Source organism: Streptococcus sp. NPS 308, from assembly GCF_002355895.1.
Taxonomy (GTDB): domain Bacteria; phylum Bacillota; class Bacilli; order Lactobacillales; family Streptococcaceae; genus Streptococcus.
In genome coordinates, this window is record NZ_AP017652.1 from 125521 (window position 1) to 149650 (window position 24130).

Genomic DNA, 24130 nt, shown 5'->3' on the forward strand with positions numbered 1-24130 from the left:
GTATATATAATCTTTGAATTTAAAATAGTCCTTTTAGAGTTTGGAAGTCAATATTTTTAATAGTATTAGAAAATGGCATAACATCAAAAGTTTTTGATAATTCTTTTTTTACTTCTTCAACCAATTCATTTTGGAATTGAACAGGCATATCATCTAATACATTTTTATCAGTAAAGTCGGAAGCGTTTATAAGAATAATATTATCTAAAAAACCATTATCATAGGGACAACTTGGCTCAAATTCTTGTACATAGTTAAATTTATATTCAAGTATGATTTGTGTATTTTTACCTCTAGTAAATTCAATCAACATAAAAGCAGGCTCTTTAAAATCAGGTATTGGACTCCATTCCTCTTTTACTTCACTTAGAGAGTCATAATTAATAAATCCACACTGAATTTTTACATCATAAGGCCAAAAATCAAAAAACTCAGCTGGACTGACCTCCAAATAATTACAAAGTTTGTCTATGGTTTGAGAACTGATTTTGTCAGTATTATTGTTTGAAATTTTGGAGATTGTAGAACGAGCAATCCCTGTATCCATAAAAAGTTGAGTGGCTGAAATCCCTCTATCAATCATTAATTTAGCTAAATTATTTCTAAGCATGAGTAATCCTCCTTTTTACTATTTTAGCTTATGCGCTATTATTTTTCAAGTTTTTATATTTTTTTTATTGACACGATATAAAAATAGTGTATAATTAAGTTATAGGTGTAGCGCTAACGCTTCATTTTTTCAAAATAAGAAAAAAAGGAGGATTGAAACTATGAAAAATAATTTTCGTGTTATTTTGGCAAAGCAACGTAAGAAAACATCTGAAGTTGCAGAAGCGACAGGAATTTCAAAAAGTACCTTAATTGGTTTGTACTATGAGCGTACAAAAAATCCTGAAGTAGAAACCTTACTAAAGATTGCTGACTACCTAGGAGTTACTCTAGATGAATTATTAAAGACTGAAAATTAGAAAGGAGTGAACATGAATGAACTAGAAAGAACAGCCCTCAACGAAATATTGAGGACAATTATACTTATAAACGAGAAGATTGAAGAAATTGCTGAAGTTCAAAAGCAGCAGGAAATACTTATTTCTTATCTTCGTGGGATGATAGCAGGTTCTGAATCTGAGCAAACCTATCTTCAGAACGTTTAATTACTGACTGATAGTCAAATTGTGGTTGTTTAGAATCCAAACTATGCGTATGCAAGAGAGAAGAATAAGGCTGTTGCTTTTCTAATAGATCAAGTATCTTGTTTAGCTTTTTGGTCAAATTGTCATTGAGATCCTCAAGTGTAAGATCTCTTTCGGCACGATTCTCAGGCATTTCGAAGTTTTCAAAGCTTTTCATTTTAGCTTTAAGATTACTTTTAGATTCTTCTATTTTTGATACGTCTGTATCGTAGAAAACGGTACGGGTCGTCATAACATCGAAAGGAAGTCTTTCTCCTACCTTTATGATTGGTACAAGGGGGAGTTCTCGGGCTTGCCTGAAACCTAATTCATAAAACGCGTTAGGATTATGTTCAGTCATATCTGCTACAACCATGGGGGCAGTTCTGAGGTAGTTAATAACTGTTTCGTTGATGTTATCAACTGCGTTGACGTGATCAACACGAACAGGTTTATAACCGAGTTCTTCACAAACAGGGGCGATAAGATACTTATATACATTGTCAGCTCGCTCTCTGGTAGGTGTTCCAGATTCTCCAATGGCAGTTACGATAAAACAGATCTTTTCAGTCATATTTTCTCTCCAATCGTTTTTATTTTATTATACCAAATTTAGAAAGGAACAAACCAATGGAGCTAGTCTACATGGACGGCAAGAAAGAGCCGTATACATTAAGTAGTATTGTTGCAGAGTGTGCTGAAGTTAAGCACAGACATTTGAAGATTTTGCTGAATAAGCACCGAGAGGACTTTGAAAGCTTCGGAAAGGTGCAATTTAAAATTTCACCTTCAGAGAGTGGGCAAAATGTTCGGGACTATATTTTAAATGAACAACAAGCAACATTGCTGATCACTTACTTACGAAATACAGAACCCGTAAAAGAGTTTAAGAAGAACCTAGTCAAAGCATTCTTTGAAATTCGTGAGGAACTTTCTAAGTTTCGTATTCAGAGAGCGCTAGAAAAGCCAAAAAGAAAAACACTGCATGACAGTATTGAGAACTGGGAACAAGCCCCAAAGTACCCGCATAGCACCATGAACAACTTACTACTAAAGGCAGCAACTGACAGGAACGCTAAGCAGTTAAGGGAAGAGCGTGGGGGCTATAATGGCATCGATAGCTTGACCAGTGACGAGCTGGAACAATACCAGGCATTTGAGGACATGGTCATAGCCATGATTGGCTTGAATATGAGTTATCAGGAAATCAAAGCTATGGTATTCAGAAATAAAAAAACACGCCTAGAAAGCGCGTGAGAGCAACAAAAAAGGCTTACCGAGACCAATCAGCAAAGCCTTTCACACTAACACTAAAACAAATTTAACAACGCAGGCAAGCTATTATTAAAGAGGTTTTAGTAAAGATTTATACCTAGATTATAGCATATTTAGGGCATTTTGACCATACAGAGAGCGCTAACTCTTTAAACTGGTCATCACTACAAGCGTCCGCCAACTTGGGGCAATCGCCCAGCGTTTGTAGTGGTGCTAATCATGTATAGGAAACGACAATTAAAAGGCCAATGGAGGAATAACATGACAACAGACCTAAACAACATGACACAAGCAGAATTTGATAAACAAATGGCTGAAATCAAGGCAAAACACCCAAAACTCTTTCAGTTTATCGCTGATTTTGTAGATCGAAAAGTAAGCACCGAAGAGGTGGACGACTTCCTGAAGATGGGACGAAGCGACCAAGTGGACTACATCAAGAACTATAAAGCGAGGGCATAACATGAATGAACTAGATTTAACCAATACACAGGCGGTTATCTTCATGATGGTATTGATTGGCTTACTGCTTTATTTAAACCACCGAGACCGCAAAAAAAGCGCCCAATTTGAGCGAGAAAACAAACAGACGATAGAAACACCTAGCGAGGATTTAAAACCCGATTATGGGCGTTATATTCAGCTTGCAGGGGTCAATGTGTGGGGAGGGATTGAATGAGTCTAACACTGAATGACAAACGAGTATTAAGACTAATCAAGGTAGGGGCTGAGAACTCCATAACAGGGGCAGAAATCAGCTTAATGACCAAGTTAGCAGAAAGAACCGTACAGGACATTATCAGCCGTCTGATCACGCGCTACGGAGTTCCTATCGTTGGAGTACGTCACGGATCTTTTAGAGGCTACTTTATCCCAGCTAACAAAGAGGAGTTACTGGACGGAGCAAAGGCATTCTATAACCAAGTACAAGAGGAGCAGAAGCGTCTGACTGTTCTTTTGAATGCCGATTTAGAGAGCTACAAGCTACTACTGAAAGGGGCGGAAGACTATGTTTAGTTTAAGCAAAGAAAGTGAAAACGAGTTAGCCCATGGTGTTTTAAACCTTGTAGAAAAATACCTGGAGGTGCGTGATATACTTAAACCGCGTTTGACAGGTTTAATCTCAGCTCAGGAGGCCATGGCTGAGTTAGATATAAAGTATAAGACACTCCAAAAGTGGGAAGATGCAGGGCTAAGACGATACCAGCCCCCACTAGAAGATACCAGGAAAATCTATTATAGAGTTTCGGACGTGCTGAAGTTTTTGGGGGTTGAAGAATGACCAACTTTGATTTACACCCTGCAAATACTAAAGGCTTAAGGGTTGGAGAAATGGACGTTTACAAGGACAGACGACCAACAGTAGAGCAGTTGAAAGAACAAAAGCAACTTAAGAAGTTAAGAAAAAAACGTAGAAAGGGATAATATAGATTTTGGCAAATGAAGAAACTTATTTTTTATCACTCAGAGGGGCAAAAGGGCAACTAGGCTATGAGTGTGACACTATAAAGAACCAAGCCTATAAACAGACTTATGAAGCAGTTAAGAGCGACCCAAAGCAACTTGAAAAGATTGATAAAGGTTTAATAACAGATATAGAACTTGAAGCAATCGCCAAAGAACAAGCACAAAGGGCAAGAAAGAAAGCCCTACCTAGTTCACCATTAGGGGTTGCTATGATGTTACAAGAATGCTTGCGATTTATTAGAATTAGGCCAGAGGTACAGGGGCAGAAAGCCCCCTTGTATTATTATGATCCAGATAAAGGAATATGGCTAGAAGATAATGAGTTTTTACAAGATTTGATTTCTGTTATCTTTCCTGAAGTAACCGAGAAACAAGCACTTGATATTCTCTATAAAATTGCACGACAAAGCCCAATACTGAGGATGGACAGTGATTATACGGTTATTGGAGATAAGTTATATAATTCCAAAACTGAACAGTTTGAAGAACTGACTTATCGTGTGATTGTAACTAGAAAAATCAATACTGGATATAACCCTGAAGCCAATGAACCAACTATAAAAGGTTGGAAACCAAGTAAGTGGCTTGCTGAGTTATTTGACAATGACCCAGAACTATATGATTTAGCTATTCAGATTATTAAAGCAAGTATCACAGGAAGAACCTTAAAAAATATCTTTTGGCTTTATGGAGAGGGTGGAACTGGTAAAGGTACATTCCAGCAGTTGCTTATTAACTTGGTAGGTATGGAAAACGTTGCAAGTCTCAAGATGACGGAATTTGATAAAAGCCGTTTTTCTACCTCCATTCTGTTAGGTAAGAGTTTGGTTATCGGAGACGACGTACAAAAGGACGCAGTTATTAAAGATACCTCTAATATGTTTAGTCTTGCAACAGGGGACATCATGACCATAGAGGATAAAGGGAAACGCCCCTACAGTCTACGTTTAAATATGACTATTGTACAATCGTCTAATGGTTTACCAAGAATGAACGGGGACAGGGAAGCGATTGATAGGCGGTTTAAGATTTTACCATTTACTAAAGTCTTTAAAGGGAAGCCAAACAAGGCAATCAAAGAGGACTATATTAACAGGAAAGAGGTATTGGAGTATCTCACACGCCTAGCCCTTGAGACACCAACAAAGGACATCACACCAGAGAAATCAAAAGAGATTTTAAGAGAATACCATGAAGATAACAATCCAGTTATCGCTTTTGTGACTTCATTCTTTACTGATAATCTAGTGAGTGAGTTTTTACCTAATAGCTTTGTATTCCAAAATTGGAAAGGATTTACAGAGTATTACGGAGTCAAGTTACACAAGACAGAAATGGGATTACATAGGGAAATAAAGAATAATTTACCTAGTTGGATCACGACAGGGCAGAAAACAATCCCAGCAGGTAGACAAATACATACTGGTTTCTATCCACACGAGGATAAATTACCTTATGCAGGAACATATTTTAATGGCAGGGAGAAGCCAGAGAAACAGAAAAGGCCTAGAAATGAACGGGGTTATTTTAATGGCAGAGCGAAAAGGAAGAAATAATTTTATACACTTTATACACTAGGAAAAAAAGTGTGTGAGTTGTAACCCTTAGAGCGCCAAAGGCTTTAGACACTTATACACTTTATACACTAGGTTTTTTCTTTTACAGCATATTAGTTGCTATAAAAGTACCTTATAATGCCCCATATATTTTTTAATTAAGTGTATTAAGTGTATAAAGTGTATAAAATAGGACTTAAACCCTTGGTATGACAGGCTTTTAATTTTATACACTTCAAAAATAAAGTGTCTAAAATTTGCGCTAAGTGTATAAAAAAGGGGACAGAAAAATCAATTTAAGTACAAAAGGAGTAAAAAACATGAAAACTAAACTATTTTTTTATTATAAATGGCAACAACCGCTTGAAGAATTTGAGCAGGAAGTAAATGATTTTATGGCGACCGTGCAGGTAATTGATGTAAGACATTCAACCGCGACCGTGGGAGATAGTGACGGCATGAGTGCGATTGCTAGTTTGCTAGTATTATACAAGTAACAGGAGAAACAACATGACACTAAAAACATTTTCAGACAAAGCAAAAACATTTACTTTCACTTACTATTTTTGTGATCAAGCGACCGCTCAAGTAGCAGGTCACGCGCTACTGGGATACATGACTGGAACATATTGCCAGCCTGTAATCTCATTGACTTACAAGGATAAAGGAACGCTTGTCGCTGAGTATGTAGAAGATCACAAGCTAAACAAGACTTTCAAGCGTATTTGTGACAGCTTCAAAGACTACCACAAACAACCAGGAGAGACTGAAGCATTCGAAGAACGCTACAAACGGGAGCGCGTGGCTCAACTCAAAGAGTCAGAGGACTTTGAGAGTTTGCTGAATAAGGTCACAGACTACGAGCTGGAGCTATTAGACTATGCTGATCGCTTGCTTTCTGATAAGCCTATCCCTATGGACTCTATGACAGCTTTTGGTACATTGGAAACGCTGGGCAATGAAAGTATTAGCCTACTCCAAAAATTGGATGTAGAGGGCGAATATAAAGGCCTTGCTGGTTATTCTGGTCAATAAAACACAGAGAGGGGAGCAATCCCCTTTTAGCATTTAGGCAATAGATTTGGGTTTTTCTATATAGGGGGATTTTTGAACGAATGGAAGTTATAAAATCAATAACCATAGAGACATTTATAAAGTCAATGAAAAACAAGAACATTAGTCATGGTATAGCTGAGTTGGACGGTAGAAAACTAGAAATAGACTTAGATAACCTGTATATCACCTTTGAAAGTAATCATTTTGATTTAGCAAGCATACCAGGAACTAAGGGAGGAAATCGCTACTTCTTTCTCTGTCCTATTTGTGGTAATCGATGCAGAAAACTCTATAAGAGACTTTTGCTATATGGTTGTGGATCATGCCAGAAAATACACAAGTCAACACTAAACCGAAGTAAGACAGATTGCCAATACTACTGGGAGAGAGCACTGAGGGAAGCTAGAAAGGTGGAACCAGGTTGGAGCCCAAAACGTGGCGGATATATGTTTGATAGTTTTCCTGAAAGACCAAAATACATGAGACAGAAACGATATTACAAGCATTATCAAAAGTTTGTTAACTACACCAGAAAAGGGGATAGATTTTGGCTGAATGGATTGAGTAATTTGAAGTAGTTTTTTGGAGCATTTCCAAACAAATCTTAATCAAGATCAAGGGAAAAAATAGTTATATAAATATTGTTTAGCTTTAATCAATTACAAGATACTAAGCAGGTATGAAGGCGAGATATGAGGCAGAGATACCCCCTTTATTTTTAGACGGGGGTAGGTGTTGTTCGGATATAAGAACGCTGCCCTCTTTTGTGCAGAAAACTCCCTTTTTGAAATGTTTAAAAGTATTAGGGAATGTAGTGCTATCAGGAAGTTAGCTTGATTTTTTGATCTATAAAGCTACCCATTAACTAATTAGTTTAAGAGGCTTTAGATAATTTGTAGTAGTGTGCAATTTACCAAACGAACACCGTAGAAAGGTGCAATATGGAACGAGATAGCCGAGGGAGCTCTTTGGGTAGATTATAACGCCTGTCAGTACTTAATTTCAGTTTGTGGCTTACCTGAAGTTATGTTTAGCGAATCAGAGGAATGATTAGGTTTTGATTAGGTTTTTACAAGGTTTTGCATTTAAAAATAGCAAGGTACAGGACTTTATTCTAGAGATAAAACACTAAGATTTCCTAAGATATAGATACTTTTAGAGACAAAGAACGTTAAGGGAGATATAATAGAACTCCGAGAAAACGCAAAAAAGCCAAGGCTCTCCACCTCGGCAATAATTTCAACATTATTATTATACCAAAAAGGAGTAACAGCGTGAACGTTGAACAGATTGAGAAAAAACTGAAAAATTGTAAAAAGTCAGATATGATCATAAAAAAATTGCAATTAAAACTAGAGAGTTTAAACCATGGACTATTAGCTGGATCTAACCAAACTAACACAAGAGTAACAACCAGCAAAACAAACACTACTGAAAATAAGCTACTTGAAACCTTGCAACTAAAAGACGAGGTAATAGAGCAACTCAACGCTATTGTGAATGAGCGTATAGAAGTCATGGATTTAATAGACCAGTTAGATGAAATTGAGGAATGGTTAGTATTGACAATGTTATATGTGAATAACCTCCCTTTGACTCAGATTTGTAGGGAGATGAAGATAAGCAAGGTTAACGTATATAGAATTAGAAAGCAAGCTTTAGACCACTTGGCAGGTATGGTAAATGCAGATTGATAACAAAGAGGCTGCTAAGTAAGCAAACAGATTTCTAAAAAGTTAACATGACGAGATTATGTTTGTTGTAAAATATTATGGAATTTTCTATAATGGAGTTAAAGCAAAAGAGAAAGTGCTTGAAATGTTTTCTAAGACGTTTGATCTTAAATTTGGAAGGATTGAATGATATGGCAAAACAAGATATTTACACTTGGCCAGAAGGCGAAGATGACAACATTGATTTTGATGCCATCCAGGAACAAAATAAGAATAAAACTGTTGAGGACTTGGATCACGAATGGGAAGAGTTCGTAAGAACACTTAAACTGGAGAGGATTGATTAGTTATGCCTTATACTTTAACCAAGGAAGAAGAGAAGTTTTGGCTTTCTCAACCTGATGAGATTACTATTCTTCCTATTGAGGAAATAGAAAAGAAATACGCAGGATTAAGTAACGAAGAACTATGGCAGAGTATCAAGGATACTATTGATAACCTTTAAAATTGAGAAAAATGTGATATAATCAAAACATAGAGGATAGAGGTTGAAAAGTATCCGCCTCCAACGCGCCACTTAGCTAGTGGGTCGAGAAATGCGGGCGACATTCGGCGGTCCCGCCTATCCTTCTGTATAGCCAAGCCCTTAGAAGCAAATCTGAGGGCTTTTGTGAGGTGCTAGAAGTTCCTACAATTATGTTTGAAGATGAAGGCAAAGAGTTACAGGTATAACATCATAAAGCACGCGCTTCATGGTATAATTTACCTATCAGCAATCAGAAACTAAGGTATGGAAAAGTATGTACATATTTCATCAGAAAACAAAAAAGCACGTTTGACCGTGCTAGTTTCTTGCCTGCTGAACTCATCGATTGGTAGAGCTGAAAAAGCTCTTTTTTGCTTAGTTTTTTGCTTAGATAGAAAGAAAACCTAAGAATACAGAATAAAACTAAATTCCCTGTAAAACCTTATGTATCAATGGTTAGAGCTATCTAAAGAAGCCTAGCATTATCAACTTTCGGCAATACAACAAAATGCTTTAATTTTAAGAAATATCTTACGAAAAGCCCATGGTTATGGGCTTTTTGCTTTGTCTTAAACCGTTGAATTCTGGGTTTGGGCATTGTCGGAAGGAGTGCTTTTAGTCATCGAGAATCTTTCTAGTTATAGTGTAAAGAAATCCGTGTTTTAGTTGACTTTTCCGCCCTCATTTTCAGCTTTTGTGCTAAAATAGATTTATAAACTTAAGATAAGGAATGTTTATGAAATCGGGTAATGTATTATTGAAAGGATGCCTTTATTTCTGGGGTGGCTTGTTTTTACTAGGTCTCTTGGTTCAGGTAGCTCTGCCTTTGGCAATTTGTGGCTTGATAGGTTTCGGGGCTTATCTAGTCTATAAGCGTTGGCGTTATCCTCTCTTGAAGGATCGTTCTTTGGAAGATCAGATTGAGCTTTTAAAAGCGCGGATTCGTCAGACCGATAAAGATATCCAGCAGTTAGAAGAGACCTTGTCTGAAAAAGGATCAGCAGCCTATAAAAGCCTAGCTAATCAGGTCTTGATTGAACTTCAAGAAATTCATCAAGAGGCCAATCGTTTAAAATCTTATATTGACGAAGCTGTTTATAGTCGCATTGATAAAAAGGTTCGCTCAGTAAGGGCGACCATAGACGTCCAGCTAGAGCGACTAGAAAGAGAGAGTCTTGTAGACATCGAAAATAAGGAGCCCGAAGAATTGGCGCCTGAATTGTCTCAGACCTTGGCAAATATTGCTGCGGACCATCAAGCGATTCTCGACAAAATCGAGTCATCGGATGTTGGAGCCAAAGAAGAGCTGACGGCCATCCATAGTTTAAAAATGGAGAAATTCCAAACAATTTTAGAGGGCTATTTAAAGATTAAGGCAAATCCCAAAAATTATAATCGGGCGGAAGAACGCTTGGAACAAGCTAAAGCAGCCATCGAACAATTTGACCTTGAGCTAGACCAAGTTTTGAGAGAGCTCAATGAAACAGATATGCGCGATTTTGATATTAGCCTGCGTATCTTAGGAAAAGATCGCAAAGAATAGGGTAGACACAAAGGAGTAACCATGACAGAATTTAATTTTGATATTGATCAGATTGCTAATAATACAGTGGCCAAAGTGGACAAGACAACCGAAATCATCGAGACCAATACAGGCTCAGCCCAGACGATCACCTTTCTTGAAAAGCTAAGTCCTGAGCAACAAGAGCAGATTGAGGGGCGCGTGCCTCAGTTGGTAGATCAGTTTGTCACAGACCAAAATACTCTCTTGGACTTTGGTCAATCAGCGGTGGAAGGTGTCAATGGTACCGTTAACCGTATCTTGACCGAGCAGAAGAAACTGCAAATTCCGCAGGTGGATGACTTGCTGAAAAATACCAACCGTGAACTCCAAGGTTTTGTAGCCAAATACAAGAATGCTGAAATTGCAGAATTGGAAGAAAAGCCAAACTTTTTGCAAAAATTATTTAAAAAAAGTCAGAACAGTCTGCAAGAATTTTATTTTGACTCAAAAACAGTTGAGCAAAAGCTAGATGGTATGGCTGCTGCTGTGGTCAAGCAAGAAGATGTGCTGGCGCGAAATATTGTTTCTGCTGAAATGCTGATTGAGGACAATACCAAATCCATTGAAAATCTAGTGGGAGTTATTTCCTTTATCGAGGCCAGTCAGGCAGAAGCTGGGAATCGCGCTGCAGAATTGAAGGCTCAAGTTGATCAACTAGATACAAGTACGGTAGAATATCAAACCAAGGCCCAAGAATTAGCTCGTATGGCAGAAGTGGTCAATACCCTTGAACAACAACATACAGAGTATGTTGGCCGCCTTTACGTAGCTTGGACGACGACTCCACAAATGCGTAATCTCGTCAAAGTTTCATCGGACATGCGTCAAAAATTAGGCATGCTTCGTCGCAATACCATTCCAACCATGAAGCTTTCGATTGCTCAACTTGGTATTTTGCAACAATCGATGAAATCGGGTGTCGTGGCAGATGCCATTGTCAATGCCAACAATGCTGCTCTTCAGATGCTAGCTGAAACCAGCAAGGAAGTGATTCCGCAGATGGAACGAATTGCCCAAAGTCCAACAGTAGCTGTTGAATCGGTTACCAAACTTGCTGAAAGTCTAGTCGCTCAAAACCAAGGTATCGTTGCTGCCATTGAGTTGGGACGCCAGAAACGTGCTCAACTAGAAACAACCATCGTCAAATCTGCAGAAATGATCAACGACTCTGTTAAACTCCGCGATGAGAAAATCGTCCAAGCCCTTCTAGACCAAGGAAAGGCTGCTCAGAAAGAAGTACAAGAATAAAAATAAATCCTCTGCAATGTAGATTTGCAGGGGATTTTATTCGTTTTTATGAACAAGCCAGGTGGAATACATTCTCCCAAGCCAGAGAGCAAAGAGGAGATTGATGACGACAATGCCTGAACCGACCAGTGAAAATAGGAAAAATTCGCTGGTCGAAACTTGCCACAAATGTACGATGTCTGTAATCAAATAATCACTGACAGGAAAACAAATGGTAGAAGTAATCAGAGCAGGAATATACTTGCGAAGAAGGATTGATTGTCCGATATGGAGCAAGAGATGGAGTGCAAAGGCCACAAATCCTCCTAACCAAACTAATTTGAGCGCTCTAGATTGAGTAACATATGCTAAGAAAGTGATGGATAAGACAAGGATGAATTCCTCAAAAACAGCGAGGGCAAATCCCTCTGTTGTCATTTCCTTGTGGATTTTGAGAATAGTTGGCGCCTTTTGGGCAAGCAAGGTTTCGTTGAGACGGATCCAAGGGACAAGACCGATAATTTCTTCCATATCGTGAAAGATAAAAAGTAGAGGAAACATCCAAAGATAATACGCCATAAATCTCTCCTGAAAAGCTAAAGACTGCCAGTAAATAAAGCAAAAAACGCCCAGTAAGGCGTTTTGAGTTAGGTATGCTTACTTCACTTCTGTAAACACAACGTGTTTGCGAAGTTTTGGTGAGTATTTCTTCAATTGAAGACGGTCTGGAGTGTTACGTTTGTTTTTAGAAGTAAGGTACAAGCGTTCACCAGATTCTTTGTGTTCAAGTGTAATATTTACGCGCATGGTATCTCCCTTCTATTATTCAGCTGATGCAGCTTTAGCGATTTTACGTCCTTTGTAGTATCCTTTAAGTGATACACGGTGAGAACGTGAGTAATCTCCAGTAGTTTCGTCAAAGTTTACAGATGGAGCTGTTACTTTGTAGTGTGTACGACGTTTGTTTTTCTTCGCTTTTGACGTGCGACGTGCAGGTACTGCCATTTTCTTTTCTCCTTTAGGTATTTAAATTCGATTCAATCTACTGATTTTCATCAACCATACTAGGATAACACATTTTTTTTGTAAAGTAAAGTTACTTGACAAAAAAAGATGAAAAAATTAGAAGCTAGTAATCGAAATTTTCTGAAAATTCAAGAATTTTCTTCTGTTCATTGCCTTTAAAATGTGCTATAATGGTAAAAACTGAAATGGGAGGGAACATAATGACAGAATTAGAGAAACGTCACCGCAGTAGTATCTATGACAGCATGGTGAAATCACCAAACCGTGCTATGCTTCGGGCGACTGGTATGACAGATAAGGACTTTGAAACACCGATTGTGGGAGTGATTTCGACTTGGGCGGAAAATACGCCATGTAACATCCACTTGCATGATTTTGGGAAATTGGCTAAAGAAGGTGTCAAATCTGCAGGCGCTTGGCCGGTACAGTTTGGAACCATTACCGTAGCGGACGGGATTGCCATGGGAACGCCTGGTATGCGTTTTTCTCTAACATCTCGTGATATCATTGCGGACTCTATCGAGGCGGCGATGGGTGGTCACAACGTCGATGCCTTCGTTGCTATCGGTGGCTGTGACAAGAACATGCCTGGTTCTATGATTGCTATTGCCAACATGGATATTCCAGCTATTTTCGCCTATGGTGGGACTATTGCACCGGGAAATCTTGATGGCAAAGACATTGACTTGGTTTCTGTCTTTGAGGGAATCGGAAAATGGAACCACGGTGACATGACAGCTGAGGACGTGAAACGTCTCGAATGTAATGCCTGCCCTGGCCCTGGTGGCTGTGGTGGTATGTATACAGCTAATACCATGGCGACTGCTATCGAGGTTCTAGGGATGAGTTTGCCAGGATCTTCATCTCACCCGGCTGAATCAGCTGACAAGAAAGAAGACATCCAAGCAGCAGGACGAGCTGTTGTCAAGATGCTGGAGCTTGGTCTCAAGCCATCAGATATCTTGACTCGTGAAGCCTTTGAAGATGCCATTACTGTAACGATGGCTCTCGGTGGTTCTACAAATGCCACTCTTCACTTACTTGCCATTGCCCATGCGGCTAATGTTGATTTGTCACTTGAGGACTTCAATACGATCCAAGAACGTGTGCCTCACTTGGCCGACTTGAAACCTTCTGGTCAGTATGTCTTCCAAGATCTCTACGAAGTCGGTGGTGTACCTGCGGTTATGAAATATCTCTTGGCAAATGGATTCCTTCATGGGGACCGTATCACATGTACTGGTAAGACCGTCGCTGAAAACTTAGCTGACTTTGCAGACCTTACACCAGGTCAAAAAGTCATTATGCCACTTGAAAATCCAAAACGTGCAGACGGTCCGCTTATCATCTTGAACGGGAACCTTGCCCCTGATGGAGCAGTTGCCAAGGTGTCAGGTGTTAAAGTGCGTCGTCACGTTGGACCAGCTAAAGTATTTGACTCAGAAGAAGATGCTATTCAGGCCGTTCTGACAGATGAAATCGTTGATGGCGATGTTGTCGTTGTTCGTTTCGTTGGACCTAAGGGTGGTCCTGGTATGCCTGAGATGCTGTCCCTTTCATCCATGATTGTTGGTAAAGGTCAGGGAGACAAGGTTGCCCTCTTGACGGATGGCCGTTTCTCAGGTGGTACTTATGGTCTCGTTGTTGGACATATCGCCCCAGAAGCTCAGGATGGTGGACCGATTGCTTACCTTCGTACAGGTGATATCGTTACGGTTGACCAAGATACCAAAGAAATTTCTATGGCCGTATCCGAAGAAGAACTTGAAAAACGCAAGGCAGAAACAACCTTGCCACCACTTTACAGCCGTGGTGTCCTCGGTAAATACGCCCATATCGTATCATCTGCTTCACGCGGAGCCGTGACAGACTTCTGGAATATGGACAAGTCAGGTAAAAAATAAACTCATACTCTTCGAAAATCAAATTCAAACCACGTCAACGTCGCCTTGCCGTACTCAAGTACAGCCTGCGGCTAGTTTCCTAGTTTGCTCTTTGATTTTCATTGAGTATCAAAAAGCAAGCCATCTTCGGCTTGCTTCTTTTTATCTTCAAAAGTGATTTGCCTGCTTAACGAGGTGGCAGTCCAAGGGCAATACGTCCGTAGCGACTAATTCGTGTAATCTTCCAGGCAGGCGACCAGGTAACTTCAACCTTGACATCTTCGATACCCTCGATTTGTTTCAGACCTGCGACGATTTCGATAGGCAAACTTTCGGCGCAATCACAGGCAGTATCGGTGAAGGTCATGACAATCTTACAGAGACCCGTTTCATCCAGATTGATTTCATAAATCAGCCCTAGATTGTAAACATCCAATTCCACATCTGTATCAAAAACCTTCTCTAGTTTTTCGATAATTTGGTCTTGCAAGGCTAAAGCGCGGTCATTGATTTTGATATCGTCTCTCATAACAGTCCCTCCACTTGATAAATATCCTCTATTTTCTCATAATTCTGACAATTTGGCAAGTTTTTGATGAATTTTCTGAAAAAATATGATAACATAAATAAAACACCGAATTAAGGAGAAGTCTATGGAGCAGATTGGAAAGGTCTTTAGACAATTACGAGAGTCAAGAAATATCTCGCTGAGACAAGCAACTGGGGGACAATTTTCTCCGTCTATGTTGTCCCGATTTGAAACAGGTCAGAGTGAGCTTTCGGTGGAAAAGTTTCTGTTTGCCCTAGAAAATATATCTGCCAGTGTAGAGGAAATCCTCTTTCTGGCGAGAGGTTTTCAGTATGATGCAGATTCTGAGTTGAGAAAAGAAATCACAGATATCTTGGATCCAAAGAACATAGCACCTCTCGAGGACTTGTATCGCAAGGAGTATCAAAAGTATGCTAATTCTCAAAACAAACAGAAACATATTCTAAATGCCATTATGATCAAGTCTTATATGAAGAGCATGGATGAAACGGTAGAGTTAACAACAGAGGAAGGGGAAGTCCTTCATGATTACCTATTTTCTACCGAGATTTGGGGGAACTATGAACTCAATTTGTTCTCAGTTAGTTCCCCACTCTTATCTGTCTCTCTTTTTACTAGATATGTACGAGAAATGGTCCGAAAATCTGATTTTCTAACGGAAATGAAGGGAAATCGGCACCTATTTCACACCATGCTACTGAATGGTTTTTTAGCCAGCATTGAATGTGAAGAATTTACCAATGCCTATTATTTTAAACGTGTTATCGAAGAGCATTTCTACAAGGAAAACGAGACCTATTTCCGAATTGTCTATTTGTGGGCAGAAGGTCTCCTTGATAGCAAGCAGGGCAGAGTCAAGGAAGGTCAGAAAAAGATGGAGGATGCTGTCCATATTTTTGAGATGCTTGGCTGTAACAAATCTGCCGAATACTATAGAAAAACGACTGATGCTTGAATATCTGCAAGGTAAGAAAATAATTTAAAATTTGAAGCGATAGAACTCTTGATCTCTCTCAGGCCATTAAAGAAGTTCTATCGTTTTTTATTTGTTGCATATATTCAAAAGTTTTCCCTTTCAATTTCTAAGTGCTATACTATAGTCATACTTCATATAGGGATTAGAACAAGAAGGGAGATTACCTATGAAACTATTGTTTAGAAATCAAGCTTATCGACTCTTGACTTTGTCGCGCTTCTTCAATGCCTTTGGTGCTTCGATTTTTAACCTGGTATTTATCGTTTATGCATCGACCTTGCCACAAGCCTCTTTTGCTGTTGCTATGGCGAATATTGTCATGATTCTTCCGACTCTCTTTACAGTTTTTGTAGGGATTCGGGCAGATTATACGAGGGACAAGGTCAAATGGATGGTCTATAGCGGTTTGTTTCAGGCGGTTTTATTTTTTCTAGCAGCCCTAGTTGTTCAGCAAGCTAGTCTCTTTGCCTTTTCTAGCCTGTGTTTGATCAATGTCATCAGTGATGTGATCAGTGATTTTGCTGGTGGTTTGCGCATGCCTCTCGTTAAGGAAAAAGTAGCTGAAGAGGATCTGATGGAAGCTTATTCTTTTTCCCAGTTTATCACATATATTTCAGCTATTGGTGGTCAAGCTTTTGGAGTTTGGCTCTTAGGTCTATCGGTCAACAATTTTTCCCTTGTTGCGGGAATCAATGCCTGCTTTTTCCTAGTATCAGCCTTTATTCTCTTTTTAGGAAAAAGCAAATTGAGTCTGTCAATGTCATCTGCTGATGGTGAAAACCTAAAAAATGAGAAGCTTTCTATCAAAGACCAGTTCCTAACAATTTACCGAAATTTACGTCTCGTTTTTCTTAAAGGTGGACAGAAAAACTTTGGTTTCATGATCTTTGCTGTCTTGCTTATTAATGCCTTGGGTGGGGCTTTAGGAAGCATCTATAACATCTTCTTTTTGAGCCATTCTCTCTTGAATTTTTCTTACACAGAGGCACTATTTATCAATCAATTCTGTGTTTTAGTAGCAATCATCATCAGTAGCCTTACGGGCAATGATTATTTTGGGAAGCAGTCTTTGCCTAGATTGATGATGTGGGCGACCGTAGGACTCAGTCTAATTGGTCTAGCTAATGTATTCAATCAAGTCGTACTTGCTTTACTATTTCTCTTTTCAACTCTGTATGTGTCTGGTAAAGTTCAACCAAAGATTAGTGCCATGCTCATGAAAAATCTAGCTCCAGATGTTCTAGCTCGTACCAGTAATTTTTTAGGTTTATTGTTTACCTTATCCATACCTGTGGGAACAGCTTGTTTTTCACTTATAGCTGTATGGAATATACAGTTGACTTGGATGCTATTTGTTGGTCTTTCCTTGCTAGCTATTCTTTTGACAGTTATTAATCTCAAAAATGATATCTAAATCCTAATTTTTTTCTCACTGTTTTAATCCCTCTATTTATGGTAAAATAATACTATTAAGTTAAAAGAGGATACCCTATGAAATTACAAAAACCAAAAGGAACGCAGGATATTTTGCCTGCTGAGTCTGCCAAATGGCAGTACGTTGAGGGCTTTGCCCGTGAGATTTTCAAGCGCTACAACTATGCAGAAGTGCGCACGCCTATTTTTGAGCATTACGAGGTTATCAGTCGCTCTGTCGGAGATACAACCGATATCGTAACCAAGGAAATGTACGATTTTTACGACAAAGGTGACCGCCATATCACCCTCCGTCCAGAAGGAACTGCGCCCGTTGTCCGTTCCTATGTGGAAAATAAACTCTTTGCTCCTGAAGTGCAAAAGCCAAGTAAGTTCTATTACATGGGACCTATGTTCCGTTATGAGCGTCCGCAAGCAGGTCGTTTGCGCCAGTTCCACCAGATCGGTGTTGAGTGTTTTGGCTCTAGCAATCCAGCTACCGATGTGGAAACCATCGCTATGGCAGCTCATTTCTTGAAAGAAATCGGCATCCAAGGTGTCAAACTACACCTCAACACTCTTGGAAATCCTGAGAGCCGTGCGGCTTACCGTCAAGCCTTGATTGATTATTTAACACCGCTCAAGGAGACCTTGTCTAAGGATAGCCAACGTCGCTTGGAGGAAAATCCTCTTCGTGTCTTGGACTCTAAGGAGAAAGAAGACAAGGTAGCTGTGGAGAATGCGCCGTCTATCTTGGACTTCCTTGATGAAGAAAGTCAAGCTCATTTTGATGCTGTGCGTCAGATGTTGGAAAATCTGGGTGTAGACTATATCATCGATACCAATATGGTTCGTGGTCTGGACTACTACAACCACACGATTTTCGAGTTCATCACAGAAATCGAGGGCAATGACTTGACGGTCTGTGCGGGTGGTCGCTACGATGGTCTGGTTGCCTACTTTGGTGGTCCTGAAACTGCTGGATTTGGTTTTGGACTTGGTGTAGAGCGCCTGCTTCTCATCCTTGAAAAGCAAGGGGTTGCCCTTCCTATCGAGAACTCTCTAGATGTCTATATCGCAGTCTTGGGTGACGGAGCAAATGTCAAGGCATTGGAATTGGTACAAGCCCTTCGCCAACAAGGTTTCAAAGCAGAGCGTGATTACCTCAATCGTAAACTCAAAGCTCAATTTAAGTCAGCCGACGTCTTTGAGGCTAAGGCGCTCATTACTCTAGGTGAAACTGAAGTCGAAAGCGGACAAGTCAAGGTCAAGAATAACCAAACTCGAGAAGAAGTTCAAGTGTCACTCGATGCTATCAATCAAAATTTCTCAGAAATCTTTGAAAAATTAGGCTTTTAATAGTAGAAAAACTGGTCAGGACCTTATTCCTGACCTTTTTCTTTTACAAAATGACAAAAATCATAAACTTTTTGACAAATATGCTTGTCAAAAATAAAAAGATGTGTTACAATGAAATCAAGATAAGAACAAAGGAGAAAAAAGACATGCTAAAAAATCGTCTAAAAGAGCTTCGGGCTCGCGATGGCCTCAATCAGACCGAACTTGCCAAACTAGCTGGCGTGTCCAGGCAAACTATCAGCTTGCTTGAGCGGGATGAGTACACGCCATCCATCGTCATTGCCCTGAAGATTGCTCAGATATTCCATGAGCCAGTTGAATCGGTCTTTCGCTTAGAGGAGGATGAGTGATGAACAAGTATAAAGTAATCTATTATGTAGTTGCCATAGTTCTATTAGTCAGTGTGTTTTTACTGATTGGGATAGAATTAGGCTGGTTTAGTTCCTATCAAAGTGACCAATTTATTTGGGTTTACTTTGCTCTCATCCCAGTAGTTGACTGGATTGAAAAGAAATCAAAAAATTTAGCAAGTGAAAAAGGAGAATGAATATGAAAGAGTTTTTAGCGGGTTTTCAAGTCGATACTGAGCACAAAGAACTTGCGGGTGTTTGTGCAGGTTTAGGAAATTATTTTAACATTCAAGCCAATATCGTTCGTTTGGTGACAGTCTTGTTGTTTCTCTCTTCTACGGAGATTGGGATTATAACAGTAACTCTCTATGCCTATCTAGCAGGTTGGCTTGGCAATGAACCCTTGGGGGATGGAGCAAAAAAAGCTAGAAACCAAGCTATTCTCTTACTTGCTGTTTGTTTGATTTTGGTGTCACTTGGAACAGAAGGCTTGACCGCTATCTTCGAATCAGGGAAAGCTTTTGGTCAATGGTTAGTTGGATTGGTTTAGTTTAGAAAGAGGTTGAATATGAAAAAGAAACGTGAATTGTTATTTTTAATGGCTTTGATCTTGGGAGGCTTCTTGGGCATGCTTGCAGGGATGTTTAAGGCCTATACCGAAAACTATGGAAGCATTTTAGATGTCAAAACCGTGATTCCATGGATATCATCTATTTGTTTACTGTTAGGTTTCATTAGTATGTTTTTGACTTTCGATTTCTTAAAGAAAAGCAGAAAATTTCACTCCTTGTATCAAGAGGAAATGGATGATGATCTGAATGAAACCTATTATGTACAAATGTATCGTAATCTCGAGTTTGGAACTATTGCTTTTAATAGTGCAAGCGTAGCGATTTTTTTGGCTCTATTCATTTCAGGAAGTGAAGTAATTGTACTAAATGTAAGCCACCTAACCTTATCTCTTTCTTTTTTGGCATTAGTGTTGGTTTTCAATGCTCAAAAATATCTCTATAAGACCATTGCAATCGTTCGTCAGTTTGATTTGGAATTCTTCTCTACACCAAAGGATGTCTTGGACTACGTAAACTCCTATGATGAAGGGGAGCGTCAGGCTAATTTGGAACAAAGTTTTCGAATTTTATTCCAATTAAATCAGTATGTCTTACCAGGTCTCTATTTTTTGATTGGTATCTTTTCTTTATTGACAGGAGAGATTCAGTTACTAGCCTTCTTGCTTGTAGGAGCGATCCATATTTATATCAATGTGATGCAATTACCTATGGTAAAACGTTATTTCAAATAGGAGATCTTTATGAAAATACTTAAAAATCTTGGCTGGTTTCTTCTAGCTGTTCTATCCTTTTTCTTTGGTTATGGTCTGGTTCAGAGTATGGCGTTGTCAGCTCTTGGACTAGGGGCTTCGATCTTTGGAGTCTTACCACTTTATGTCGCCCTGTCAGGGGCCTATGTTTATGGAGTTTACAGATGGTATCAGACAGAAAAGGTTAGCATCCAGACGACTGCTTTTAATCGTTATATCTGGTTGCCTACCCTGGTTTTGCTAGTGGCGATTACGGCCCAGTTCTTTTTGCCAGATGATCCGTCGGTCAATCAACAAATCGTATCTCAACTGACAGTCGCACAGCCTGTATTTGGATTCTTTATGGTGGTAGTCTTTGCTCCTCTGACGGAAGAACTGATTTTTAGAGGGATGTTAGCGCGCTATCTCTTTCCTAAGCAGACTAATAGTAAACAGACAGCTCTGTTTCTCCTTGTATCAAGTGTGCTCTTTGCCTTGATTCATTTTCCAGGGACTTTGCAACAGTTTTTCGTCTATGCTAGTCTGGGATTGAGTTTAGGACTGGCTTATGTGAGCCGAAAAGGACTTCTTTATAGCATTTCTTTACATGCTTTGAATAATTTAATCGGCTTTTTGATGATACTCATGCTATAATAGAGTCAGGAGGTCACATGAAACGAGTAATTTTATTAGCAGTGATACAGGCAGTCGTTCTCTTCTTTATTATCGGGGGGCTTGCCTATGCCTTTAAAGGCGATTTCTTCTACAACAATCTAGCAGTGATTTTTGCACCTATTGCAGGAATCATGCGCTTTGCGACGGCCTATGCAACAGCGATTGTTCTGCCTAAAAAAGCGGCTGAAATCGCAGAAAAACGCAAAGAAGGCCAAGAATCAAAATAAGAAAATCCGATGGCATCTTCATCGGATTTTTTGATGTTGTCACGATTTTTTAGCTCTTCGTTTTGATTTTTACAGACAATCAAACTTTTCTGCTGATTTTCATGAAGAGCCTGCGCTTTTATGGTAAAATAGTAACAGAATAAAAGAGGAGAGAAGAAATGAAACGTAGTATGTATGCTGGTCGTGTTCGTGAGGAACACATCGGACAAGAAATCACCTTGAAAGGCTGGGTTGCCCGTCGGCGTGACTTGGGCGGTTTGATCTTTATCGATCTTCGTGACCGTGAAGGAATCATGCAGTTGGTCATCAACCCCGAGAGGGTCTCAGCTGAAGTCATGGCAACAGCTGAAAGCCTTCGTAGTGAGTTTGTCATCGAGGTGACGGGTCAGGTTGCTGCGCGTGAACAGGCCAATGATAAATTGGCGACGGGAGCAGTTGAATTGAACGTGACAGCCCTTACTGTACTCAATACAGCTAAAACAACACCATTTGAGATTAAAGACGGGATTGAGGCAAACGATGATACACGTTTGCGTTATCGTTACCTTGACCTTCGTCGTCCAGAGATGTTGGAAAACCTTAAACTTCGTGCTAAGGTGACCCATTCTATCCGCAACTACTTGGATGAGTTAGAGTTCATCGATGTGGAAACACCCTTCCTTTCTAAGTCAACACCAGAAGGAGCGCGTGACTATTTGGTGCCATCTCGTGTCAATAAAGGGCATTTTTACGCCCTTCCTCAAAGTCCGCAGATTACAAAACAGCTCTTGATGAATGCTGGTTTTGACCGTTACTACCAAATCGTTAAATGTTTCCGTGATGAGGACTTGCGTGGAGACCGTCAGCCTGAGTTTACCCAGGTCGACTTGGAAACTTCCTTCCTTACGGAGCAAGAAATCCAAGATATTACAGAAGGCTTGATTGCGCGCGTGATGAGGGAAACAAAAGGAATTGAAGTGACGCTTCCATTCCCTCGTATGAAGTATGACGATGCTATGGCCCTTTATGGTTCTGACAAACCAGATACGCGTTTTGAGATGTTGCTTCAGGATTTGACAGCAGTGGTTAAGGATGTGGACTTCAAGGTCTTTTCAGAAGCTCCTGCAGTTAAAGCCATTGTAGTCAAAGGAGCTGCGGACAACTATTCACGTAAAGACATCGACAAGATGACCGAAGTAGCCAAGCAGTACGGTGCCAAAGGTCTTGCTTGGGTCAAGGTTGTGGATGGAGAATTGAACGGACCAGTTGCTAAGTTCTTGACGGACATTCAAGCAGAGTTGACAAATGCCCTTGGTTTAGAAGACAAGGATTTGGTTCTCTTTGTGGCGGATACACTTGAAGTGGCGAATGCAACCCTTGGTGCCCTTCGTGGTCGTATTGCTAAAGAGCTCAGCTTGATTGACAGCGACAAATTCAACTTCCTTTGGGTGGTTGATTGGCCAATGTTTGAATGGTCTGAAGAAGAAGGCCGTTATATGAGTGCCCACCATCCATTTACCCTTCCGCAGGATGAAACAGCTCACGAATTAGAAGGTGATTTGGCTAAGGTTCGTGCCATTGCTTACGATATCGTCTTGAACGGTTATGAGCTGGGTGGTGGTAGCCTTCGTATCAATCAAAAAGACCTTCAAGAACGCATGTTCCAGGCTCTTGGTTTCTCAGCTGAGGAAGCCAATGACCAGTTCGGTTTCCTTCTGGAAGCCATGGACTATGGTTTCCCACCACACGGTGGATTGGCTCTCGGGCTTGACCGCTTTGTCATGCTCTTAGCAGGCGAAGAAAACATCCGTGAAGTCATTGCCTTTCCTAAGAACAATAAGGCAACCGACCCAATGACACAAGCTCCATCAACAGTCGCTCTCAAACAACTAGAGGAACTCAGCTTACAAGTAGAAGAAGATGAAACAAGCAAAACAAATTAAGCGGTGGCGCTATTATCTGCGCCGCTTTGCTTATCAGATAAAGATGTTACGAGTGTTGCAGGGCATCTCTAAGGAAAAATATGATGAGAAGATTTCTGCTTCTCTAGTATACGGTTTTCTATCAGCAGTTGCGGTCAATTTCTTTTTCCAACCAGGGCATGTTTATTCGAGTGGTGCGACAGGTTTGGCGCAAATTATCTCCAGTTTGAGTACGCATTGGTTTGGTTTCCAACTACCCGTATCCGCAACCTTTTATGCCATTAATATCCCACTGATGATTTTGGCTTGGTATCAGATTGGACATAAATTTACGGTTTTTACCTTTATCACGGTATCCATGAGTTCCCTTTTTATCCAGTTTGTGCCAGTGGTAACTCTAACAGAGGATCCCATTATCAATGCTCTCTTTGGGGGTGTTGTCATGGGCTTGGGAATCGGCTTTGCTTTGCGCAATAGTATTTCCAGTGGAGGTACAGATATTGTCAGCCTGACCATTCGCAAGAAAACGGGGAGGAATGTCGGTAGTATTTCCTTCTTGGTCAATGGGACCATCATGTTGATTGCTGGGTTGACCTTTGGTTGGAAATACGCCCTCTACTCCATGATTACCATTTTTGTCTCCAGTCGTGTGACAGATGCGGTCTTTACCAAGCAAAAACGGATGCAAGCCATGATTGTGACCAGTAATCCTGACAAGGTAATCGAAAAAATCCATAAAAAATTGCACCGAGGCGCAACCATGATCCACGATGCAGAAGGAACCTATAATCATGAGAGAAAGGCAGTCTTGATTACCGTTATCACACGAGCAGAGTTTAATGATTTTAAACACATCATGAAACAAGTAGACCCGACAGCCTTCGTCTCTGTATCCGAAAATGTCCACATCCTAGGACGATTTGTAGAAACAGACAATTAGACATGAAAAAACCA

34 protein-coding genes are annotated in these 24130 nt (G+C 40.0%); 28 read left to right on the top strand and 6 right to left on the bottom strand.

The window, feature by feature from the left end; translation table 11 throughout:
- Positions 1–19: 19 nt before the first annotated feature.
- Positions 20–610, bottom strand: a complete 591-nt coding sequence (locus tag SNAG_RS00705; protein WP_096405818.1) for a helix-turn-helix domain-containing protein — start codon at positions 608–610, stop codon at positions 20–22.
- 160 nt (positions 611–770) lie between these two features.
- Here SNAG_RS00705 and SNAG_RS00710 point away from each other — a divergent pair, with 160 nt between their 5' ends.
- Positions 771–968, top strand: coding sequence for a helix-turn-helix domain-containing protein (locus SNAG_RS00710; protein WP_096405819.1), 198 nt, complete (start codon positions 771–773; stop codon positions 966–968).
- 118 nt (positions 969–1086) lie between these two features.
- Here the strand turns inward: SNAG_RS00710 and SNAG_RS00715 are convergent, their stop codons facing one another.
- Positions 1087–1746 carry a hypothetical protein gene (locus SNAG_RS00715; protein ID WP_096405821.1) on the bottom strand — a complete coding sequence of 220 codons (660 nt, stop codon included), beginning with the start codon at positions 1744–1746 and terminating at the stop codon, positions 1087–1089.
- 56 nt (positions 1747–1802) lie between these two features.
- Between SNAG_RS00715 and SNAG_RS00720 the strand changes: the two genes are divergently transcribed.
- The 15 genes from SNAG_RS00720 (at position 1803) to SNAG_RS00780 (ending at position 11537) form a co-directional block, all read left to right on the top strand.
- Complete coding sequence (locus SNAG_RS00720; RefSeq protein ID WP_096405822.1) at positions 1803–2429, top strand: Rha family transcriptional regulator; 627 nt, start codon at positions 1803–1805, stop codon at positions 2427–2429.
- A 279-nt stretch (positions 2430–2708) separates the two neighbouring features.
- Positions 2709–2909, top strand: coding sequence for a hypothetical protein (locus SNAG_RS00725; protein WP_096405824.1), 201 nt, complete (start codon positions 2709–2711; stop codon positions 2907–2909).
- A 1-nt stretch (position 2910) separates the two neighbouring features.
- The gene (locus SNAG_RS00730; protein ID WP_096405825.1) at positions 2911–3126 is read left to right on the top strand and encodes a hypothetical protein; all 216 of its coding nucleotides are present in this window, start codon (positions 2911–2913) and stop codon (positions 3124–3126) included.
- On the top strand, positions 3123–3464 hold the full coding sequence (locus SNAG_RS00735) for a DNA-binding protein (protein ID WP_096405827.1): 342 nt from the start codon (positions 3123–3125) through the stop codon (positions 3462–3464). The genes SNAG_RS00730 and SNAG_RS00735 overlap by 4 nt, the downstream gene beginning before the upstream one ends.
- Positions 3457–3729: a transcriptional regulator gene (locus SNAG_RS00740; RefSeq protein WP_096405828.1), complete on the top strand. Its 273-nt coding sequence runs from the start codon at positions 3457–3459 to the stop codon at positions 3727–3729. Before SNAG_RS00735 ends, SNAG_RS00740 begins: the two co-directional genes overlap by 8 nt.
- On the top strand, positions 3726–3872 hold the full coding sequence (locus tag SNAG_RS09795) for a hypothetical protein (RefSeq protein WP_172842368.1): 147 nt from the start codon (positions 3726–3728) through the stop codon (positions 3870–3872). The genes SNAG_RS00740 and SNAG_RS09795 overlap by 4 nt, the downstream gene beginning before the upstream one ends.
- A 5-nt stretch (positions 3873–3877) precedes the next feature.
- Entirely contained in the window at positions 3878–5470 is a 1593-nt protein-coding gene (locus SNAG_RS00745) for a phage/plasmid primase, P4 family (protein WP_096405830.1), read from the top strand.
- Positions 5471–5790: 320 nt separating this feature from the next.
- Entirely contained in the window at positions 5791–5967 is a 177-nt protein-coding gene (locus tag SNAG_RS00750; RefSeq protein WP_096405831.1) for a hypothetical protein, read from the top strand.
- Positions 5968–5980: 13 nt separating this feature from the next.
- Positions 5981–6505 carry a hypothetical protein gene (locus SNAG_RS00755; protein ID WP_096405833.1) on the top strand — a complete coding sequence of 175 codons (525 nt, stop codon included), beginning with the start codon at positions 5981–5983 and terminating at the stop codon, positions 6503–6505.
- Positions 6506–6594: 89 nt separating this feature from the next.
- Entirely contained in the window at positions 6595–7104 is a 510-nt protein-coding gene (locus SNAG_RS00760) for a hypothetical protein (RefSeq protein WP_172842412.1), read from the top strand.
- Between the two features lie 696 nt (positions 7105–7800).
- Positions 7801–8220: a DUF1492 domain-containing protein gene (locus SNAG_RS00765; RefSeq protein WP_096405836.1), complete on the top strand. Its 420-nt coding sequence runs from the start codon at positions 7801–7803 to the stop codon at positions 8218–8220.
- Positions 8221–8390: 170 nt separating this feature from the next.
- Positions 8391–8546 carry a hypothetical protein gene (locus SNAG_RS09800; protein WP_172842369.1) on the top strand — a complete coding sequence of 52 codons (156 nt, stop codon included), beginning with the start codon at positions 8391–8393 and terminating at the stop codon, positions 8544–8546.
- A gap of 2 nt (positions 8547–8548) precedes the next feature.
- The gene (locus SNAG_RS09735) at positions 8549–8704 is read left to right on the top strand and encodes a hypothetical protein (RefSeq protein WP_004245873.1); all 156 of its coding nucleotides are present in this window, start codon (positions 8549–8551) and stop codon (positions 8702–8704) included.
- A gap of 757 nt (positions 8705–9461) precedes the next feature.
- Positions 9462–10268 carry a hypothetical protein gene (locus SNAG_RS00775; RefSeq protein WP_096405839.1) on the top strand — a complete coding sequence of 269 codons (807 nt, stop codon included), beginning with the start codon at positions 9462–9464 and terminating at the stop codon, positions 10266–10268.
- Positions 10269–10289: 21 nt separating this feature from the next.
- The gene (locus SNAG_RS00780) at positions 10290–11537 is read left to right on the top strand and encodes a toxic anion resistance protein (RefSeq protein ID WP_096405841.1); all 1248 of its coding nucleotides are present in this window, start codon (positions 10290–10292) and stop codon (positions 11535–11537) included.
- Between the two features lie 36 nt (positions 11538–11573).
- Here SNAG_RS00780 and SNAG_RS00785 read toward each other — a convergent pair whose 3' ends face one another.
- The 3 genes from SNAG_RS00785 to rpmF form a co-directional block, all read right to left on the bottom strand.
- Positions 11574–12095 (bottom strand): HXXEE domain-containing protein, encoded by a 522-nt coding sequence (locus tag SNAG_RS00785; protein ID WP_096405842.1) that lies wholly within the window; start codon positions 12093–12095, stop codon positions 11574–11576.
- Between the two features lie 78 nt (positions 12096–12173).
- On the bottom strand, positions 12174–12323 hold the full coding sequence (gene rpmG / locus SNAG_RS00790; RefSeq protein ID WP_001265622.1) for a 50S ribosomal protein L33: 150 nt from the start codon (positions 12321–12323) through the stop codon (positions 12174–12176).
- Positions 12324–12338: 15 nt separating this feature from the next.
- A complete protein-coding gene (gene rpmF, locus SNAG_RS00795) occupies positions 12339–12521 on the bottom strand; it encodes a 50S ribosomal protein L32 (protein WP_000290417.1) in 183 nt (60 codons plus the stop codon).
- Positions 12522–12742: 221 nt separating this feature from the next.
- On the opposite strand from rpmF, the gene ilvD reads away from it, so the two are divergent.
- Positions 12743–14446, top strand: coding sequence for a dihydroxy-acid dehydratase (gene ilvD, locus SNAG_RS00800; protein WP_096405844.1), 1704 nt, complete (start codon positions 12743–12745; stop codon positions 14444–14446).
- Positions 14447–14612: 166 nt separating this feature from the next.
- Here ilvD and SNAG_RS00805 read toward each other — a convergent pair whose 3' ends face one another.
- The gene (locus SNAG_RS00805) at positions 14613–14954 is read right to left on the bottom strand and encodes a metal-sulfur cluster assembly factor (protein ID WP_001204052.1); all 342 of its coding nucleotides are present in this window, start codon (positions 14952–14954) and stop codon (positions 14613–14615) included.
- A 124-nt stretch (positions 14955–15078) separates the two neighbouring features.
- Here SNAG_RS00805 and SNAG_RS00810 point away from each other — a divergent pair, with 124 nt between their 5' ends.
- From SNAG_RS00810 to SNAG_RS00865, 11 genes are all read left to right on the top strand, one after another.
- Positions 15079–15930 carry a helix-turn-helix domain-containing protein gene (locus tag SNAG_RS00810; RefSeq protein ID WP_096405845.1) on the top strand — a complete coding sequence of 284 codons (852 nt, stop codon included), beginning with the start codon at positions 15079–15081 and terminating at the stop codon, positions 15928–15930.
- 187 nt (positions 15931–16117) lie between these two features.
- On the top strand, positions 16118–17365 hold the full coding sequence (locus SNAG_RS00815) for a transporter (protein ID WP_096405847.1): 1248 nt from the start codon (positions 16118–16120) through the stop codon (positions 17363–17365).
- A 77-nt stretch (positions 17366–17442) separates the two neighbouring features.
- A complete protein-coding gene (gene hisS / locus SNAG_RS00820; protein WP_096405848.1) occupies positions 17443–18723 on the top strand; it encodes a histidine--tRNA ligase in 1281 nt (426 codons plus the stop codon).
- A 146-nt stretch (positions 18724–18869) separates the two neighbouring features.
- The gene (locus SNAG_RS00830; RefSeq protein ID WP_000916944.1) at positions 18870–19073 is read left to right on the top strand and encodes a helix-turn-helix transcriptional regulator; all 204 of its coding nucleotides are present in this window, start codon (positions 18870–18872) and stop codon (positions 19071–19073) included.
- Positions 19073–19270: a hypothetical protein gene (locus SNAG_RS00835; protein ID WP_096405850.1), complete on the top strand. Its 198-nt coding sequence runs from the start codon at positions 19073–19075 to the stop codon at positions 19268–19270. Before SNAG_RS00830 ends, SNAG_RS00835 begins: the two co-directional genes overlap by 1 nt.
- Before the next feature lie 2 nt (positions 19271–19272).
- Positions 19273–19623, top strand: coding sequence for a PspC domain-containing protein (locus tag SNAG_RS00840; RefSeq protein WP_096405851.1), 351 nt, complete (start codon positions 19273–19275; stop codon positions 19621–19623).
- A gap of 18 nt (positions 19624–19641) precedes the next feature.
- Entirely contained in the window at positions 19642–20376 is a 735-nt protein-coding gene (locus tag SNAG_RS00845) for a DUF3169 family protein (protein WP_096405853.1), read from the top strand.
- A 9-nt stretch (positions 20377–20385) separates the two neighbouring features.
- Positions 20386–21027: a CPBP family intramembrane glutamic endopeptidase gene (locus SNAG_RS00850; protein WP_096405854.1), complete on the top strand. Its 642-nt coding sequence runs from the start codon at positions 20386–20388 to the stop codon at positions 21025–21027.
- Positions 21028–21044: 17 nt separating this feature from the next.
- Positions 21045–21275 carry a hypothetical protein gene (locus tag SNAG_RS00855; RefSeq protein WP_096405856.1) on the top strand — a complete coding sequence of 77 codons (231 nt, stop codon included), beginning with the start codon at positions 21045–21047 and terminating at the stop codon, positions 21273–21275.
- Between the two features lie 158 nt (positions 21276–21433).
- Positions 21434–23197, top strand: coding sequence for an aspartate--tRNA ligase (gene aspS, locus SNAG_RS00860; RefSeq protein ID WP_096405858.1), 1764 nt, complete (start codon positions 21434–21436; stop codon positions 23195–23197).
- Positions 23175–24116: a YitT family protein gene (locus SNAG_RS00865; RefSeq protein ID WP_096405859.1), complete on the top strand. Its 942-nt coding sequence runs from the start codon at positions 23175–23177 to the stop codon at positions 24114–24116. The genes aspS and SNAG_RS00865 overlap by 23 nt, the downstream gene beginning before the upstream one ends.
- The last annotated feature ends 14 nt before the right edge of the window (positions 24117–24130 follow it).